Origin of the sequence: Bradyrhizobium nanningense (genome assembly GCF_004114535.1) — a bacterium.
Lineage (GTDB): Bacteria > Pseudomonadota > Alphaproteobacteria > Rhizobiales > Xanthobacteraceae > Bradyrhizobium > Bradyrhizobium nanningense.
Map to the genome: position 1 here is coordinate 157,340 of NZ_LBJC01000005.1, position 17,089 is coordinate 174,428.

The following is a 17,089-nucleotide window of genomic DNA, read 5'->3' on the forward strand; positions in this document are numbered from 1 at the left end:
ATAATTGGGGAAGCACATGGACGCCAGAACGACAGATTTTTCCGCCGCGCGGACGGCGATGCAGCGCTACGTCGATCAGGAGATCATTCCGGGCGCATCCTGGGCCGTGCTGCGCGGGCGCGAGGTGGTCGACCAGCAATGCGTCGGCTTCGCCGACCGCGAAGCGAACACCGCGCTGCGGCCTGACCATATCTTCCGCGCGTTCTCCAACACCAAGATCGTCGTCACCTGCGCGATCATGCTGCTCGTCGAGGAAGGCCGCATCGGGCTCGACGAAGCGATCGAGACATTCCTGCCGCAGCTCGGCCATCGCAAGGTGCTCAAGCAGGGCGCTTCGAGCCTTGCCGATGTCGAGCCAGCGAAGAGCCCGATCACGATCCGCCGGCTCCTGACCCACACTTCAGGTCTCAGCTACGGCATCTTCGATCCCGGAACGGTGCTGTTCAAAGGATACAACGAGGCGGGCGTGCTCAATCCGCTGACGCCGCTCTCCGATATGATCGACAAGCTTGCCGATCTGCCGCTGTCCTATCATCCCGGCACGGCCTGGGAATATTCCGTTGCCACCGACGTGCTCGGCCGCGTGGTGGAGGTCGTCTCGGGTAAATCCCTCGATGCCTTCCTCAAGGCGCGCATTTTCGATTCCCTGGGCATGACCGACACCGGTTTCTACGTTCCCGAGGCACAGCAGGGCAGGCTGGTCGCGCTCTACAATGGCGCCGACGTGCTCGATCCCATGAAGCCGGGTCTCACACGCGCCGATGATCTGCCGTTTCCGCAGGCCTATCGCCGGCCTTTCCCGCGGCTCTCGGGCGGTGGCGGTCTGGTCTCGACCTTGCCCGACATGCTCGCGCTGGTCCGCGCGCTGCTGCCGGGTTCGGACGCGCTGCTCAAGCCGGAAACATTGCGGCAGATGATGACGAACCAGCTGCCCGCGGGGCAGACCATCCGCTTTGCCAATCTCGGCCCGATTCCCGGCAAGGGTTTTGGCCTCGGCGGCGCCGTCACCTTTGCGCCGACGCCGTTCGACCCGCCGAACTCCACCGGCGAATTCCAATGGGGCGGGCTGGCCGGCACCCATTGGTGGATCTGCCCTGACGCCAATACCGCCGGCGTGCTGATGGCCCAGCGCTACATGGGCTTCTGGAATCCGTTCTTCTTCGAGTTCAAGCGCCTGGCCTATCAGGCCGTCGGAGGCTGACGGCAAGTCCGTTCGGCGCGTCATGCGAGCCTATCTCGGCCTCGACGGATTTCGTTTCGGCTGGGTCGCAGCCTGGATCGACGAGCGCGGCGATCACGGCTTCGACTATTCGCCGGGCCTGACGCGTTTGCTCGCGCTGCCGCATGCGCGCGCGATGATCGACATGCCGATCGGATTGAATCCGAGCGGCTATCGCGCTTGCGATCTGCGCGCCCGCGAGCTGGTTGGCCCATCCGTGTTTCTCGGCGCACGTCGCGACCTCTGGACATTCCCGGACATGGCCACGGCCAATCGCCATTACTGGGAGCGCGAAGGCAAGGGCAGGGGCGTGTCGGCGCAGCTCTGGAATATCAGGGACAAGCTCAAGGAGGTCGACGACGTCATGACGCCGTCGCTGCAGGCTTCGATCGGCGAAGCGCATCCTGAATTGGTGTTCTGGAATCTGGCAGAGCGCGTGCGGCTTGACCCGAAGGCGTCGTCGCGGGGCCGCGAGCAGCGCGTTGCGCTGCTGAGAGACCGTGGCTTCACGAAGGTCGAAAGATGGTTGGCGCTGCGCCACGGCACCGGCATCGGCCGCGACGATCTCATCGATGCCTGTACCTGCGCGGTCGCCGCGCGCGACAGCACGCGGCGCGTTGGTGGGGATGAGCTCGATCCGCGCGGACTGCGGATGGAGATCAATTATTGAATCGCTCAATTCTGCCGATCGCTTGCACCGGCAAGATGGCCGTGGCCGTGATGGCCCGGCGTCGAGGAGCCGGCCTCGTCGTCGTCCAGTCGTGCTGCTCTCGCTTCGTACACGTCGGCCATCGCCCGTAGCCGTCGTGCGGCTTCGCGATGGGCGAGATCGTCCGCGACGCGGCGACAGCGCTGAGCGTGATCGAGCAGGGCGCACTTCTCAATGTTCATCTCCTCACAACGCGCAAGACGCTCGATGGTCCCTCGAAACAACCTGTTTAAGGAGCGGGAAAAACCGGCAAAATTTTCATACAAGGTAGGAACACCGGCAGGCGAGCGGGCGTTTAGGCCAAAGGAGTTGAGGGACAGATGCCATGTACGATGTTTGCCAATGGGCGACCGCGACGCTTGCGATTGCCTTCACGGCCGCGCTGCTGATCACAGGTCAATGGTTCATCCAGTATCGACTGCAGCATGAAACCATGACCCCGATCGTGAAGGTCGCGACGCTGCCGCCCTAGTCGCTTCATGGGCATTGTGGCCCATCACCCACTTCCCTGCGATCTTCCAGACGATTTGTCGGCCTTGCGCCGTTCGCTTGCCCGCCTAGATTAGGCGGCACCTCACGAACCGCCGGAGCGCCGATGTCTGATCTGTCCGCCTTTGCCATTACCAAACGTTGGCCGGCCAAGCATCCCGAGTTGCTCCAGCTCTACTCCCTGCCGACGCCGAACGGCGTCAAGGTCTCGATCATGCTGGAGGAGATCGGATTGCCTTACGAAGTCCATCTGGTCGATTTCGGCAAGGACGACCAGAAGACGGCTGAATTCCTCTCGCTCAATCCGAACGGCAAGATCCCGGCGATCCTCGACCCCAACGGCCCTGGCGGCAGGCCGCTGCCGCTGTTCGAGTCCGGGGCGATCCTGCAATACCTCGCGGAGAAGACCGGCAAGCTCTTGCCCGAAGATGCCGCGCGGCGCTACCAGACCATCCAGTGGCTGCATTTCCAGATGGGCGGCGTCGGGCCGATGTTCGGCCAGGTCGGCTTCTTCCACAAATTCGCGGGCAAGGATTTCGAGGACAAGCGGCCCCGTGACCGCTACGTCGCCGAAGCCAGGCGCCTGCTCGGTGTGATGGAGACGCATCTTGCGGGGCGGCAATGGTTCATGGATGACGACTACACCATCGCCGACATCTCCATGCTCGGCTGGGTGCGCAATCTCATCGGCTTCTATGGCGCCGGCGATCTCGTCGAATTCACCCAGTTCAAATCGGTCGGTGCCTGGCTTGAGCGGGGGCTCGCGCGTCCGGCGGTGCAGCGCGGGTTGAACATTCCACCGCGGCCGCAAGGCTAGCTCAGCGCCTTGTACGTCATATAGAGCGCCATCAGCGAAACAAGGGCGATCATGGCCCGGCGGAGCGCGGAGCGGCTGACACCGTTGGCCAAGCGTGCGCCGAGATCGGTGCCAATCCAGAGACCGGCGAGAATGCCGATGATGGCCGGCCAGCCGACCATGAGCCCCTTGCTCCAGTAGATCCAGGCTGCCGGAAGGTTGGTCGGGATCACCGAGAAGACGAGGCTGACGAGCTGCGCCTGATGTTGTGGCACGCGAAATCCGGCGGCGAGGCCGACGGTGATCGCGAGGCCGCCGCCGATGCCCATGAAGCCGGAGGAAAAGCCTGCAAGCGTGCCGATCAGGAGCAGGGGCAGCCAGTGAAGTTCATCGCGCTTGCCGACTTCGTGGCTACCCTCCTTGCTTTCGCGGCGCACGATCAACAGGGCGATCAGCGCGACGAGATAGACGACGTAAGTCCATTGCAGGACGGAGTCGGAAACCAATGTTGCGGCATAGCCGCCGCCGGCGCCACCGATCAGAAATCCGAAGCCGATCCAGATGATCCACGGCAAGGGGCTGCGATTGCCGTTTTGCCAGTAGCGCCGTATGCCGGCGAGACCCGTCGGCGGAATTTGGGTGATCAGCGAGGTGCCCTGGGCAACGTGTTGCTCGGCCCCGAGCAGCAGCACGGAGAAGATCACGAGGCCGCCGCCCGGGCTCGTCCCCGTGAAGCCCGATGCCAGGCCTGCGACCAGACCGACGCCACCACCGGCGAGGAGGTCGTGAATCCCCGACATCCCTCAGGTCCTGGCTCGCCGCCTGACGTCGGGCTTCGTCGTGCGAAACCCTTCGATCACGGCGGCCACAGCCGCCATGCAGGCCTCGATGTCGACATCCTCGCCCCAGCATCTTTGCAGCACGAAACCCTGGAAGATCGCGATCAGCACCCGCGCGATCGCGTCCGCGCCGAGATCGCGTTTGATGAGGCCGTCGTGCTGGCCGCGCTCGACCAGCGCGACGATCAGAGCGCGCGGCATGTCGATGCCTTCGACGACGCTGGCGCGGACGCGACGGTTGCGCAGGGCTTCGGCCCAGCCGTGGATGCCGACACGGCGGCGGGCTTCGCCGGCGGGATCGGTCAGCCATTGCGCGTAGACGCGGATCAACGCGTGAAGGCCTTCGATCGGGTCGCCGGATCCCTGCGCGACCGAATTGAGCACGGCTTCGCGGCGATGCCGGTCGTCGGCGAGCGCCTCGATCAGATCGTCCTTGCTCTGGAAGTAGAGATAGACCGCGCCGTGGCTCAGGCCGGATCGCTTCACGATGTCGGCCATGCCGGTCTGGTGAAAACCGTCTTCGGCGAAGCAGGCGAGGGCCGCCTCGAGAATCTGCTGCCGCCGGCTTTCGCGTTGCTTATCGCTGATCTTGGGCATTCGGCTGCCTCAAATAACTGACAGGTCGATCGTTTTCTTGTGGGCGACGGTTTGGCCTAAGACAGGCCGATCTAAATAAAAAAATGATCAGTCAGTCATTTTTATGATGGAAAATGGATCTGGTCAAGTTCTGACCAGCCGAAGGCGGAAAATGGGGGGATTCGTTGCGAATGCGCCGGCAGAGGCTGCGCGCAGCACCGGATCGCGCGGCTAGAACAGCCGGCCGCCGTTCGGAACGGGCTTGCTCGGCTGCACCAGCACGACCTTGCCCTCGGCGTCGGGCAAACCGAGCGTCAGCACCTCCGAGACGACCGGCCCGATCTGGCGTGGTGGGAAATTGACGACGGCCGCGACCTGTTGTCCCACCAACGTCTCGAGCGGATGGTTTTCGGTGATCTGGGCCGAGCTCTTGCGCACGCCGATCGCAGGTCCGAAGTCGATCCACAGCCGAAAGGCAGGCTTGCGTGCTTCGGGAAACGGCCTGGCGTCGACGATGGTGCCGACGCGGATATCGACAGCGAGGAAGCTGTTGAAGTCGATGGTCGGCGCGGTGGCGGCTGCGGGATCGTGGGTAACGTGCATGGGATGTCCGTTCGGCGAGTTGGCGTCGTTCGCAATATTGTCGAGCGAACCGGAGTTTCGTACAACGCCACGTCCATCATGATCCGTCATGCGCGAGGAACGTCTTGTCCAACATCATCTACGGCATCAAGAACTGCGACACCATGAAGAAGGCGCGCGCCTGGCTCGACACAAATGGTGTGTCTTACGCGTTTTACGACTACAAGGCGGCGGGCGTGGAGAAGGACAAGCTCAAGCAGTGGAGCGACAAGGTCGGCTGGGAGACGCTGCTCAATCGCGCCGGGACGACGTTCAAGAAGCTCCCCGATTCCGACAAGGAAGGCCTCTCCGAGAAGAAGGCGCTGGCGTTGATGCTAGCGCAACCATCGATGATCAAGCGGCCGGTGCTGGAAATCGGCGGCAAGCTGCTTGTCGGATTCAAGCCGGATATCTATGCCAAGGAAGTCGGCGCCAAATCGCGCTGACTGCTAGTTCAGCTCGATGATCTCGTTGCTGACGCCGGGGCCCGGCTGGTCCGCGAACTCGACCACATCGGCCGTCGCGATGCGGCCAGGCGCGCGATGGAAGAGCTCGCGATCGATCACGGCGCGCAGTTTTGGGCGCGGCGGCGCGTCATTTCCGCGCATCAGATTCTTGATCTCGAAGCCGCCGTCCTCGCAGAAGATTTTGACCGACGCGATGATGTGACAGACCTTGCCGTCGGTCTGGAAAGGCAGCAGCAGCCGTTCATAGGCGACGATGCGCCCGTAGATGTCGTCGACGTCGGCAACGCTGTAGACGGGCAGCCCGCGCGCCACGCATTCGTGGTAGATCGGCATCACGAACGGCGCGAGTCGCGGCCCGAGATACTCGTCGAGCAGAACGCCCTTGCCGGTATGTCCATAGGCGCGCGAGATGCGCGTGTTTTCGCTCTGGATGGTCAGGCGCGGCGCCGGCGTCGAAGCGTCCACCGTATAATAGATGAGATCGGACAGCTCTTCCTCGAGCCGTGCAGGCTGATACTCCCAGACCGCCGGCGTGATCTGCTGGCGCGCATAAAGTCGCAGCCACGTGTTGAGGAGATCACGCTGCCTGATCGACTTGACGACGGACGGAGCGGCGCTTGCGAAATCCAAGACAATATTCCCGGAGCGTCGAGACCCGCACAAGATGCCAGGTGCGGGAAAATTTTTGATGAAGGCTGGCGCACCGAACGAAAGACCGTTAACGACGGCTTGACGACCGGTGCCTTGCGAACCGGGAGGCCGGGCAGGCACGACGTCACGCACCTCCGACTAAGGGAGCATTTGGATCCCAGCCGGAGACCTGATCTGCTCAGCTTTCCGCCTTGCCTAACCCCCGTCACCTCCGGCATATTCCGCGCCCGGAGGCGGCGTTCCGGATGGGCTCCAAGGAGTGGCTCCAAGGCCTCCGGAAAGCCGAAGCAACAAGGATAGCCACGCGCGAGGCGCGGGCAGGGGGAAATCTGTTTGGCCGATGAGTTTATTCTCGAAACGGAAGGCTTGACCAAGGAGTTCGCGGGCTTCTTCGCCGTCCGCGACGTTGCGCTCAAGGTTCGCCGTGGGAGCATTCATGCGTTGATCGGCCCGAACGGGGCCGGCAAGACGACCTGCTTCAATCTTCTGACCAAGTTCCTCAAACCGTCCGCCGGAAAAATCCTGTACAAGGGGCAGGACATCACGGCGATGGCGCCGGCGGACGTGGCCCGCCTGGGGCTTGTTCGCTCATTCCAGATTTCGGCGGTATTTCCGCATCTCACCGCGCTGGAGAACGTCCGTGTCGCGCTCCAGCGCCAGCACGGCTCTTCGTTCGATTTCTGGCGCTCCAAGTCGGTCCTCAACCGCTTCAACGATCGCGCGCGGGAGTTGCTCAACGACGTCGGCCTCAACGAGTTTGCCAACACGCCCGCGGTCGAGATGCCGTATGGGCGCAAGCGTGCACTCGAAATTGCAACCACGCTCGCGCTCGACCCGGAGATGATGCTGCTGGACGAGCCAATGGCCGGCATGGGCCACGAGGACATCGACAAGATCGCGGCGCTGATCAAGCGCATCTCCGCGAAATATACCATCCTGATGGTCGAGCATAACTTAAGTGTCGTGGCCAACCTCTCCGACATCATCACCGTGCTGACGCGCGGCCAGGTGCTCGCGCAAGGTCATTACAGCGAGCTCACCAAGGACGAGCGCGTCAAGGAAGCCTATCTGGGAGCCGGTCATGCCTGACACTGCGATTGCCGAGGCTCCGGCCAAGGCTGCGACCGGCGGAAACATCCTTCAAGTCCGCAACCTCGAAGCCTGGTACGGCGAGTCCCACATCCTGCACGGGATCAGCTTCGACGTGAAAGCGGGCGAGGTCGTCACCCTGCTCGGGCGTAACGGCGCCGGCAAGACGACCACGCTGAAGTCGATCATGGGCATCATCGGCAAGCGTACCGGCTCGGTGAAGTTCAACAACCAGGAGATCATCCGCGCGACCTCCGACAAGATCGCGCGCATGGGCATCGCGTTTTGCCCGGAAGAGCGGGGCATATTCTCCAGTCTCGACGTGCGCGAGAATCTGATGCTGCCGCCGGTGGTCCGCGAGGGCGGACTGCCGCTCGATCAGATCTTCGAGCTGTTCCCGAATCTGAAGGAACGCCTCAATAGCCAGGGCACCAAGCTGTCCGGAGGCGAGCAGCAGATGCTCGCGATTGCGCGCATCCTGCGCACCGGCGCGAGCTTCCTGATGCTGGACGAGCCGACCGAGGGTCTCGCGCCCGTCATCATCCAGCAGATCGGCCACACCATTGCGCGGCTCAAGAAGGAGGGTTTCACGATCCTCCTGGTCGAGCAGAATTTCCGCTTCGCGTCCACCGTCGCCGACCGCTACTACGTGGTCGAGCACGGCAAGATCATTGACGGATTTTCCAATGCCGAGCTTGCCGCCAACATGGACAAGCTGCACACCTATCTTGGTGTCTAGCGCATGATCCGGACCCGGAGGGCCGCGTTAGCGCAAAGAGTGTAGCGGTTTTCCGAAAGATCATGCTCAAGACGAACTGCCAACGAGAAGAATTCAAAAAAGGAAAGTTGCATGAAGACCAAGTCGATTGCGTCATTGCTGCTGACCACCGCGCTGACATTCGCTGCGGCAGGCGTCGCGTCTGCGCAGGACAAGACCGTCAAGATCGGTGCACTGTCCGATCAGTCCGGCCTCTATGCCGACCTCGGCGGTCCCGGCTCGACGCTCGCGGCGCAGATGGCCGTTGAGGATTCCGGCCTCGCTGCGAAGGGCTGGAAGATCGACATCATCTCCGGCGATCACCAGAACAAGCCCGACATCGGCACCGCGATCGCGCGGCAATGGTTCGACGTCGACAAGGTCGACATCATCGTCGACGTGCCGAATTCCGGCGTGGCGCTCGCCGTCAACAACGTCATCAAGGAAAAGAACGGCGTTTACATCAATTCGGGTGCGGCGACCTCCGACCTCAGCAACGCGCAGTGCTCGCCCAACACCGTGCACTGGACTTACGACACCTACATGCTGGCCCACACCACCGGCCAGGCGCTGGTCAAGGCGGGGGGCGACAGCTGGTTCTTCCTGACCGCCGATTATGCCTTCGGTGCTGCTCTCGAGCGCGACACCACGGCGGTCGTCACCGCCAACGGCGGCAAGGTGATCGGTGGCGTCAAGCATCCGCTGAATACGCCGGACTTCTCGTCCTTCCTGCTTCAGGCGCAGTCGTCCAAGGCGAAGATCATCGGTCTTGCCAATGCCGGCGGTGACACCACCAATACCATCAAGCAGGCTGCAGAGTTCGGCATCGGCAGAGGCGGTCAGAAGCTCGCGGCGCTGCTGCTCTTCCTCACCGACGTCAAGGCAATCGGCCTGGAGACCGCGCAGGGCCTCAACTTCACCGAGACGTTCTACTGGGACATGAACGACCAGACCCGGGCGTTCTCGAAGCGCTTCGCCGAGAAGATGAAGAACAACGCGCCGCCCACCATGGTGCAGGCCGGCGTCTATGCGGGCGTGCGCCACTATCTCAAGGCGCTGGACGCGCTCGGCGGCAATCCCCATGACGGGGTCAAGGTCGTCGAGAAGATGAAGTCGATGCCGACGGAGGACGATCTGTTCGGTAAGGGCGAGATCCAGCCCAACGGCCGCACCATCCACAACGCCTATCTGTTCGAAGTGAAGAAGCCCTCGGAATCCAAGGGTCCGTGGGACTTCTACAAGCTGGTCGGCACGGTGCCGGGCGATCAGGCCTTTACGCCACTGTCCGAAAGCAAGTGCGCGCTGCTTAAGAAGTAAGATAACCGCCCGCAGGCCTTAAAGGCTTGCGGGCGACTTTCAGGGAACGCCGAAGGACCGGGTGCGGGATCGATGCAGGCTCTATACGCTCAGCTACTGGTGGGACTGATCAACGGCTCGTTCTACGCGCTGCTCAGTCTCGGGCTTGCCGTGATTTTCGGCATGCTCAACATCATCAATTTCGCCCATGGCGCGCTCTACATGATGGGCGCCTTTGTCGCCTATTTCCTGCTGAACCTCGGTGGCATCAACTATTGGTGGGCGCTGTTGCTGGCCCCCATCATCGTCGGCATCTTCGGCATGATCCTCGAACGGACCATGCTGCAATGGCTGACCGGCCTCGACCATCTCTACGGCCTGCTCTTGACCTTCGGCATCGCGCTGATCGTGCAGGGCGTGTTCCAGAACTATTTCGGCTCGTCCGGTCTGCCTTACGCCATCCCGGACGAGCTCAAGGGCGGCATGAATCTCGGCTTCATGTTCCTGCCCATCTATCGCGGCTGGGTGGTCGTGTTCTCGCTGGTGGTTTGTCTCGCCACCTGGTTCCTGATCGAGAAGACCCGACTCGGCGCTTACCTGCGCGCCGCCACCGAAAACCCGACGCTGGTCCGCGCATTCGGCGTCAACGTGCCGCGCATGATCACGCTGACTTACGGTCTCGGCGTCGGCCTTGCCGCGCTCGCCGGCGTGCTGTCGGCGCCGATCAACCAAGTGCGGCCGCTGATGGGCGCGGATCTCATCATCGTCGTGTTCGCCGTGGTCGTGATCGGCGGCATGGGTTCGATCATGGGCTCCATCATCACCGGCTTCGCACTCGGCGTGATCGAGGGGCTGACCAAATATTTCTACCCCGAGGCCTCCAACACCGTCGTGTTCGTGCTGATGGTGCTGGTGCTCTTGGTGAAGCCAACGGGATTGACGGGAAGGGCGGCCTGATATGACAACCCTGACGGACGACACGCTGCCGGCAACCCCGCGCGCGATGCGCGACGAGATGATCGCTTTCGCCCTGATGGCGCTGCTCCTGGCATCGGTGCCATTCACGGGCGTCTACCCGTTCTTCGTGATGCAGGCGCTGTGCTTTGCGCTGCTCGCCTGCGCCTTCAACCTCTTGATCGGCTACGGCGGCCTGCTGTCGTTCGGCCACGCGATGTTCCTGGGCACCGCCGGCTATTGCAGCGCGCATGCGCTGAAGGTGTGGGCCTTGCCGCCCGAGCTCGGCATCCTCGTCGGCATCGCCGCGGCCTTCGTGCTCTCGCTCATCACGGGCTACATCTCGATCCGGCGCCAGGGCATCTACTTCTCGATGATCACGCTGGCGCTGTCGCAGCTCTTGTACTTCATCTACCTCCAGGCCCCGTTCACCCACGGTGAGGACGGCATCCAGGGCATCCCGCAGGGACACATGTTCGGCCTCTTCGATCTGTCCAAGCCGACGGTGCTCTATTACGTCGTGCTGGCCGGGTTCCTCGCCGGCTTCCTCTTGATCTTCCGCATCATCAACTCGCCGTTCGGCGAGGTTCTGAAGGCGATCCGCGAGAACGAGCCGCGGGCGATCTCGCTCGGCTACCGGACCGACCAGTACAAGTTCCTGGCCTTCGTGCTGTCAGGTACGCTGGCCGGTTTTGCCGGTGCGCTGAAAGTGTTCGTGGCGCAGAACGCCTCGCTCACCGACGTCCATTGGTCGATGTCCGGTGAGGTCGTGCTGATGACGCTGGTTGGCGGCCTCGGCACCATCTTCGGCCCCGTCGTCGGCGCCTTCGTGATCATCGCCATGCAGCAATATCTGGCGGGTTTCGGCCAATGGGTGACGGTGATCCAGGGCTCGATCTTCGTGATCTGCGTGCTCACCTTCCGCCGCGGCGTCATCGGTGAAATCGCGCATTACTTCCGGAGATCGCTCTAAGTAGTTGATTTAAAGTCAATTTACTTAGCGCGCGAAAGCGGTGGATGATCCGGCTCCGCGGGCGTGAGATGACACGCGCGCGGATCGAAAATGGTCTATGACAGTTTCATGACGGCCCCCTCGGGCCGCGCCATTTCCAACCGGTAGCCTATCCCCATGATGCGATGGTTTCGCGCTTTCCTGCCCAAGGAAGAACGGTTCTTCGACTTGTTCGACCGGCATGCCCAGACGGTGATCCAGGGTTCGATCGCGCTGCAGGGCATGCTCAACGGGGGCGAGGAGACGCCGGTCTACTGCCAGCGCGTCAACCAGTTCGAGAACGACGCTGACAACATCACCCGCGAGGTGTTGACGGCGGTGCGCCGCACCTTCATCACCCCGTTCGACCGCGGCGACATCAAGAACCTGATTACCTCGCTGGACGACGCCATCGACCAGATGCAGCAGACGGCCAAGGCCGTGATGCTGTTCGAGGTCCGCAGCTTCGAGCCGCCGATGCGCGAGATCGGCGGGCTTCTGATCGAATGCGCCAATCTGGTCGGCCGTGCGCTGCCGCTGATGCAATCGATCGGCCCCAACGTGGCCATGCTGACCGCGATCACGGAAGAGCTGGGCAAGCTGGAAGGCCGCGTCGACGATCTTCACGACATCGGGCTGAAGGAGCTGTTTCTCAAGCATCGCGACGGCAATGCGATGGACTTCATCGTCGGCGTCGAGATCTACGACCATCTGGAGAAGGTGGCCGATCGCTTCGACGACGTCGCGAACGAGATCAACAGCATCGTCATCGAGCAAGTGTAGGGCAGGGTTGCCGTGGATGCTGCGTTGGGTCTTCCCGTCCTGGTCGGACTGATCGCCGTCGCGCTGCTGTTCGATTTCCTGAACGGCCTGCACGATGCCGCCAATTCGATCGCGACCATCGTCTCGACCCGGGTGCTGCGGCCTCAATTCGCGGTGTTCTGGGCCGCGTTCTTCAATTTCGTCGCCTTCATGGTGTTCGGGCTGCACGTCGCTCAGACCATCGGAACCGGTATCATCGATCCCTCGATCGTCGACGCCCAGGTGATCTTCGCGGCCCTGGTCGGCGCCATCGTCTGGAACCTCGTGACCTGGGCGCTCGGCATCCCGTCCTCCTCGTCGCACGCGCTGATCGGCGGGTTATTCGGTGCGGGCGTGGCCAAAGCCGGGATCTCGGCGGCGGTCTGGAGCGGATTGTCCAAGACGGTGATTGCAATCGTGCTGTCTCCGCTGGTCGGCTTCCTGCTCGCGATGGTGCTGGTTGCGATCGTGTCCTGGGCCTCGGTGCGCTCCACACCCTTTGCGGTGGATCGCGCCTTCCGCATCCTGCAATTCGCCTCCGCCTCGCTCTATTCGCTCGGCCATGGCGGCAACGACGCGCAGAAGACCATGGGCATCATCGCCGTGCTGCTCTATTCGCAGGGCCATCTCGGCGGCGAATTCTTCGTGCCATTCTGGGTGGTGCTGTCCTGCCAGGCGGCGATGGCGATGGGCACGCTGATGGGCGGCTGGCGCATCGTCCGCACCATGGGCCTGCGCATCACCAAATTGACGCCGATGCAGGGTTTTTGCGCCGAAACCGGTGGCGCCGCGACCCTGTTCATGGCGACCTATCTCGGGGTTCCCGTCTCGACCACGCACACGATCACCGGCGCCATCGTCGGCGTTGGCGCCGCCCGTCGCCTCTCGGCGGTGCGCTGGAACGTCGCCAGCTCGATCGTCTATGCCTGGGTCATCACGATGCCGGCGTCCGCGATCGTCGCGGCGCTGACCTGGTGGGCGGTCAAGATCTTCGTCAAGTAACCAGCTTCAGCCCGACGATCCCAGCGATGATCAGGGCGATGCTGGCAAGACGCAGGGCCGTGGCCGGCTCGCCGAACAGGACGATGCCCAGCGTCGCGGTGCCGACCGCGCCGATCCCGGTCCACACCGCATAGGCGGTTCCGACGGGCAGCGATTTGAGGGCGAGGCCGAGCAGGACGATGCTGCCGGCCATGGCCGCGAGCGTGACGACGGACGGAACAAGCCTGCTAAAACCCTCGGTGTATTTCAGGCCGATCGCCCAGGTGATCTCGAGAAGCCCGGCGACGAACAGGATGCTCCAGGCCATGACGACCCTCCATTCAAGGCAGGGTCGTCCCCGCGGCTGATATGCTGACGATCGGGAAGGCCGTCCTTCCCCATGATCGATCCGGTCAAGCCGATATGGGGCTGGCCGAAGGGCTCCGCAATCGCCAATTGAGGCTTGATCAGGCCCATTTTCCCTGCCAAACGCTGCCGCTATGTCCGACATCGCCACCACCACGGCCGAATCGCCGGCCCGTTCCCCGCTTGCCGCTGAAGTGGCGCGGCGGCGCACCTTTGCGATCATCTCGCATCCTGACGCCGGCAAGACCACGCTGACCGAGAAGCTGCTGCTGTTCGGCGGCGCCATCAACCTCGCCGGCCAGGTCAAGGCCAAGGGCGAGCGGCGCAACACGCGCTCGGACTGGATGAAGATCGAGCGCGAGCGCGGCATCTCGGTCGTAACTTCGGTGATGACCTTCGAGTTCGAGGGCCTCGTCTTCAACCTCCTGGACACGCCGGGCCACGAGGACTTTTCGGAAGACACCTATCGCACGCTCACCGCGGTCGATTCCGCAGTCATGGTGATCGACGCCGCCAAGGGCATCGAGGCGCGCACCCGCAAGCTGTTCGAGGTGTGCCGTCTTCGGGATATCCCGATCATCACCTTCATCAACAAGATGGACCGCGAGAGCCGCGACGTCTTCGAGCTGCTCGACGAGATCGAGAAGACGCTGGCGCTCGACACCACGCCCATGACCTGGCCGGTCGGCCGCGGCCGCGACTTTCTCGGCACCTACGACGTCGTCAATGGTGGCGTGCGCCTGCTCGAAGGCGGCGGCGCCAAGACCGGCGCGGCGCAGCAGATTGAGATCGAGGAACTGGCCAAGCTCAGCGCCAATCTCGACGTGTCTGCCGTAAAGGACGAGCTCGAACTCGTCACCGCGGCGTCCAAGCCGTTCGAACTCGCGGCGTTCCGCGAGGGCCATCTGACGCCGGTCTATTTCGGCAGCGCGCTGCGCAATTTCGGCGTCGGCGATCTCCTGGAAGGCCTCGGCAAGTTCGCACCCGAGCCGCGCGCGCAGGACAGTGACCAGCGCAAGGTCGAGGCCACTGATCCGCGCATGAGCGCCTTCGTGTTCAAGATCCAGGCCAACATGGATCCGAACCACCGCGACCGCATCGCGTTTGCGCGCCTCTGCTCGGGCAAGCTCAGTCGCGGCATGAAGGCAAAGCTGGTGCGCACCGGCAAGAGCATGCCGCTGTCGAGCCCGCAATTCTTCTTCGCGCAGGACCGCTCTGTCGCGGACGAAGCCTTCGCCGGCGACGTCGTCGGCATTCCCAATCACGGCACGCTGCGCATCGGCGATACGCTGACCGAAGGCGAGGATTTCAACTTCGTGGGCGTGCCGAGCTTCGCGCCGGAAATCGTCCGCCGCGTGCGGCTCACCGACGCAATGAAGGCGAAAAAGTTGAAGGAAGCGCTGCAGCAGATGTCCGAAGAGGGCGTGGTGCAGGTGTTCCGGCCGCGCGATGGCGCACCGGCGCTGGTCGGCGTCGTCGGCGCGCTGCAGCTCGACGTGCTGAAGGCGCGGCTCGATGCCGAATATTCGCTGCCGGTCGAGTTCGAGGTCAGCGAATTCCAGCTGGCGCGCTGGGTCTCCTCGGAGGACCGCAAGAAGCTCGACACCTTCATCGCCGCCAACACCTCCAGCATCGCCGACGACGTCGATGGCGATCCCGTGTATCTGGCGCGAAACGAGTTCTATCTCGGCTACACCAAGGAGCGCGCCGAGGGCATCGAGTTCACCAACGTCAAGGACGTGAAGAAGAAAGGGTAGGTGGCGACGTCCTCGACCAAGCGGATACGTTCTCCGCTCGCAGCCACCCCCACCGCTGTCATGCCCCGGCTTGTCCGGGGCATCCAGTACGCCGCGGCCCCTCGGCTCAATCACTGTCGTCTCTGGAATACTGGGTCGCCCGGTCAAGCCGGGCGACGACAGCGTGCCTGAACGCGGGCATGTGAACGCGCACGGAGTTGACGCGTTCAGGGATAATGCCACATCTCCCTGAGTGGCATCGCGAGCTCGCATCATGTGGCGCGGCATTTTCTTTTTCACGTTGTTGGCGCTATCAATCGTCGCCGCCGACGCGCGGCCACGCCAGATCAATCCGATCCCGTTTGCGCACGAGCCGTGCAGCGTGCTCGACTACAGGCCCTGCACGCCGTCCTATTGCAGCCCGCTCGAACCCGGCCCCTGCATTCCCGAGATCGACTACCCCTACGGCCAGAACCTCCAGCTCATCATCCAGAGCGTTCCATCAGAGGCCGACCGCGCCAAGTATCAAAAGCCCGATCACGATCTCGATACGATCGGCGACCTCTTCGCCGAGCTGCGCAGCTGCTGGTCGCCGCCATCGGACAATGCGCGCGCGGGCATGCAGATGTCGGTGCGCTTCAGCTTCAACAAGGCGGGCGGCCTGATCGGCCCGCCGCGCCTGACATATGCGACCACGGGCGTGCCCGCAGAGACCCGAACCAGCTATCTCAATGCGATCAATTCGTCGCTGAAAGCCTGCCTGCCGCTGAAATTCACTGGCGGTCTCGGCGGCGCGCTGGCCGGGCGGCCGATCGCGATCCGCTATGTCGACAATCGCGAGCTCGGTAAGTAGCTCTATCCCCTCATCCTGAGGAGCGTGTTCTTCACGCGCGTCTCGAAGGATGAAAGGCCCAAATGTCGCAACAGCCGGGCCTGCATGGTTCGCCCGGCGATGCGCAGCGCCGTCCGTTAGCGGCGCTTTCGCGCCTCCTCACCACGAGGAGGAAGAGTTGCGAGCTGCGGCCGATCGATGATACGCCATTGGGGCGGGGCTGCTTTGCGGGGAGGATGTCGTGGGTCTGTTGGTCATGATCCTGGGGCTGGTGCTGTTCTTCGCCACCCATGTTTTCACGACGAAACGTGAGGCGCGTGCGCAGGCAATCGCGAGGCTGGGCGAGGGGACCTACAAGATCCTCTATGCGCTGGTCTCGCTTGCGGGGCTCGCGCTGATCATCTGGGGCTTTGCCCATTACCGCAGCTCCGGCTGGATCGACGTCTGGTATCCGCCGAAGGCGATGAAGCACATCACGGTCGCGCTGATGCTGCCTGCGGTGATCCTGGTGGTCGCCTCCTATTTGCGCGGCCGCATCTACGCGACGCTGAAGCATCCGATGCTGGCCGGCGTCAAGCTGTGGGCGGCGGCGCATCTGTTGGCCAACGGCGATCTCGGCTCCATCATCCTGTTCGGCTCGTTCCTGGGCTGGGCGGTCTATGACCGCATTTCGCTTAAAGCTCGCACCGACGCCGGCGGCCCGCCTATCCCGGTCGGCGGCGTCACCAATGACCTGATCGCGGTCGCGGTCGGTGTCGTCGCCTATCTTGCTCTCGCGTTCGCGTTCCATCCGGTCGTGATCGGCGTGCCGGTCATAGGCGTGTAGCGCATGATCCGGAAAAGTGCGGGCGGTTTTCCGACAAGATCATGCGCCAAAATTAGCCAGCCGCTCAGCGCAAGACCGTTCCGCGCAGCCGTG

21 protein-coding genes are annotated in these 17,089 nt (G+C 63.2%); 15 read left to right on the forward strand and 6 right to left on the reverse strand.

Annotation, left to right across the window (positions count from 1 at the left end):
* Window positions 1-16: 16 nt before the first annotated feature.
* On the forward strand, window positions 17-1,201 hold the full coding sequence (locus XH84_RS02420) for a serine hydrolase domain-containing protein (RefSeq protein ID WP_128917600.1): 1,185 nt from the start codon (window positions 17-19) through the stop codon (window positions 1,199-1,201).
* A gap of 22 nt (window positions 1,202-1,223) precedes the next feature.
* Window positions 1,224-1,889 carry a DUF429 domain-containing protein gene (locus XH84_RS02425; protein WP_128917599.1) on the forward strand — a complete coding sequence of 222 codons (666 nt, stop codon included), beginning with the start codon at window positions 1,224-1,226 and terminating at the stop codon, window positions 1,887-1,889.
* Window positions 1,890-1,894: 5 nt separating this feature from the next.
* Here XH84_RS02425 and XH84_RS02430 read toward each other — a convergent pair whose 3' ends face one another.
* Window positions 1,895-2,110 carry a hypothetical protein gene (locus XH84_RS02430; protein WP_128917598.1) on the reverse strand — a complete coding sequence of 72 codons (216 nt, stop codon included), beginning with the start codon at window positions 2,108-2,110 and terminating at the stop codon, window positions 1,895-1,897.
* A gap of 143 nt (window positions 2,111-2,253) precedes the next feature.
* On the opposite strand from XH84_RS02430, the gene XH84_RS39510 reads away from it, so the two are divergent.
* Window positions 2,254-2,400 carry a hypothetical protein gene (locus XH84_RS39510; protein WP_164935998.1) on the forward strand — a complete coding sequence of 49 codons (147 nt, stop codon included), beginning with the start codon at window positions 2,254-2,256 and terminating at the stop codon, window positions 2,398-2,400.
* Between the two features lie 123 nt (window positions 2,401-2,523).
* Window positions 2,524-3,234 carry a glutathione S-transferase family protein gene (locus XH84_RS02435; protein ID WP_128917597.1) on the forward strand — a complete coding sequence of 237 codons (711 nt, stop codon included), beginning with the start codon at window positions 2,524-2,526 and terminating at the stop codon, window positions 3,232-3,234.
* Here the strand turns inward: XH84_RS02435 and XH84_RS02440 are convergent.
* From XH84_RS02440 to XH84_RS02450, 3 genes are all read right to left on the reverse strand, one after another.
* The gene (locus tag XH84_RS02440) at window positions 3,231-4,013 is read right to left on the reverse strand and encodes a sulfite exporter TauE/SafE family protein (protein WP_128917596.1); all 783 of its coding nucleotides are present in this window, start codon (window positions 4,011-4,013) and stop codon (window positions 3,231-3,233) included. The two genes, XH84_RS02435 and XH84_RS02440, sit on opposite strands and share 4 nt — an antisense overlap.
* A 3-nt stretch (window positions 4,014-4,016) precedes the next feature.
* On the reverse strand, window positions 4,017-4,649 hold the full coding sequence (locus tag XH84_RS02445) for a TetR/AcrR family transcriptional regulator (RefSeq protein ID WP_128917595.1): 633 nt from the start codon (window positions 4,647-4,649) through the stop codon (window positions 4,017-4,019).
* 210 nt (window positions 4,650-4,859) lie between these two features.
* Window positions 4,860-5,231 (reverse strand): tRNA-binding protein, encoded by a 372-nt coding sequence (locus XH84_RS02450; RefSeq protein ID WP_128917594.1) that lies wholly within the window; start codon window positions 5,229-5,231, stop codon window positions 4,860-4,862.
* A 104-nt stretch (window positions 5,232-5,335) separates the two neighbouring features.
* Here XH84_RS02450 and XH84_RS02455 point away from each other — a divergent pair, with 104 nt between their 5' ends.
* The gene (locus XH84_RS02455; RefSeq protein WP_128917593.1) at window positions 5,336-5,695 is read left to right on the forward strand and encodes an ArsC family reductase; all 360 of its coding nucleotides are present in this window, start codon (window positions 5,336-5,338) and stop codon (window positions 5,693-5,695) included.
* Between the two features lie 3 nt (window positions 5,696-5,698).
* On the opposite strand, the gene XH84_RS02460 is transcribed toward XH84_RS02455, so the two are convergent.
* Entirely contained in the window at window positions 5,699-6,346 is a 648-nt protein-coding gene (locus XH84_RS02460; protein ID WP_164935997.1) for a hypothetical protein, read from the reverse strand.
* Window positions 6,347-6,700: 354 nt separating this feature from the next.
* On the opposite strand from XH84_RS02460, the gene XH84_RS02465 reads away from it, so the two are divergent.
* The 7 genes from XH84_RS02465 to XH84_RS02495 all read left to right on the forward strand — a co-directional run bounded on the left by XH84_RS02465 (window position 6,701) and on the right by XH84_RS02495 (window position 13,257).
* Window positions 6,701-7,456, forward strand: coding sequence for an ABC transporter ATP-binding protein (locus XH84_RS02465; protein ID WP_036034135.1), 756 nt, complete (start codon window positions 6,701-6,703; stop codon window positions 7,454-7,456).
* On the forward strand, window positions 7,449-8,195 hold the full coding sequence (locus XH84_RS02470; protein ID WP_128917591.1) for an ABC transporter ATP-binding protein: 747 nt from the start codon (window positions 7,449-7,451) through the stop codon (window positions 8,193-8,195). Before XH84_RS02465 ends, XH84_RS02470 begins: the two co-directional genes overlap by 8 nt.
* 111 nt (window positions 8,196-8,306) lie before the next feature.
* Complete coding sequence (locus XH84_RS02475; protein ID WP_128917590.1) at window positions 8,307-9,530, forward strand: ABC transporter substrate-binding protein; 1,224 nt, start codon at window positions 8,307-8,309, stop codon at window positions 9,528-9,530.
* 72 nt (window positions 9,531-9,602) lie between these two features.
* Window positions 9,603-10,466 (forward strand): branched-chain amino acid ABC transporter permease, encoded by an 864-nt coding sequence (locus XH84_RS02480; protein ID WP_128917589.1) that lies wholly within the window; start codon window positions 9,603-9,605, stop codon window positions 10,464-10,466.
* Window position 10,467: 1 nt separating this feature from the next.
* The gene (locus XH84_RS02485; RefSeq protein ID WP_128917588.1) at window positions 10,468-11,436 is read left to right on the forward strand and encodes a branched-chain amino acid ABC transporter permease; all 969 of its coding nucleotides are present in this window, start codon (window positions 10,468-10,470) and stop codon (window positions 11,434-11,436) included.
* 156 nt (window positions 11,437-11,592) lie between these two features.
* On the forward strand, window positions 11,593-12,237 hold the full coding sequence (locus XH84_RS02490) for a DUF47 domain-containing protein (protein WP_128917587.1): 645 nt from the start codon (window positions 11,593-11,595) through the stop codon (window positions 12,235-12,237).
* A gap of 12 nt (window positions 12,238-12,249) precedes the next feature.
* On the forward strand, window positions 12,250-13,257 hold the full coding sequence (locus XH84_RS02495; RefSeq protein WP_128917586.1) for an inorganic phosphate transporter: 1,008 nt from the start codon (window positions 12,250-12,252) through the stop codon (window positions 13,255-13,257).
* On the opposite strand, the gene sugE is transcribed toward XH84_RS02495, so the two are convergent.
* On the reverse strand, window positions 13,250-13,564 hold the full coding sequence (sugE, locus tag XH84_RS02500; protein WP_128917585.1) for a quaternary ammonium compound efflux SMR transporter SugE: 315 nt from the start codon (window positions 13,562-13,564) through the stop codon (window positions 13,250-13,252). The two genes, XH84_RS02495 and sugE, sit on opposite strands and share 8 nt — an antisense overlap.
* Window positions 13,565-13,736: 172 nt before the next feature.
* Here sugE and XH84_RS02505 point away from each other — a divergent pair, with 172 nt between their 5' ends.
* The 3 genes from XH84_RS02505 to XH84_RS02515 all read left to right on the forward strand — a co-directional run bounded on the left by XH84_RS02505 (window position 13,737) and on the right by XH84_RS02515 (window position 16,996).
* Complete coding sequence (locus XH84_RS02505) at window positions 13,737-15,359, forward strand: peptide chain release factor 3 (protein WP_128917584.1); 1,623 nt, start codon at window positions 13,737-13,739, stop codon at window positions 15,357-15,359.
* Window positions 15,360-15,612: 253 nt separating this feature from the next.
* Window positions 15,613-16,191 (forward strand): hypothetical protein, encoded by a 579-nt coding sequence (locus XH84_RS02510; RefSeq protein ID WP_128917583.1) that lies wholly within the window; start codon window positions 15,613-15,615, stop codon window positions 16,189-16,191.
* A gap of 220 nt (window positions 16,192-16,411) precedes the next feature.
* Window positions 16,412-16,996 carry an NnrU family protein gene (locus XH84_RS02515; protein WP_128917582.1) on the forward strand — a complete coding sequence of 195 codons (585 nt, stop codon included), beginning with the start codon at window positions 16,412-16,414 and terminating at the stop codon, window positions 16,994-16,996.
* Window positions 16,997-17,089: the final 93 nt, after the last annotated feature.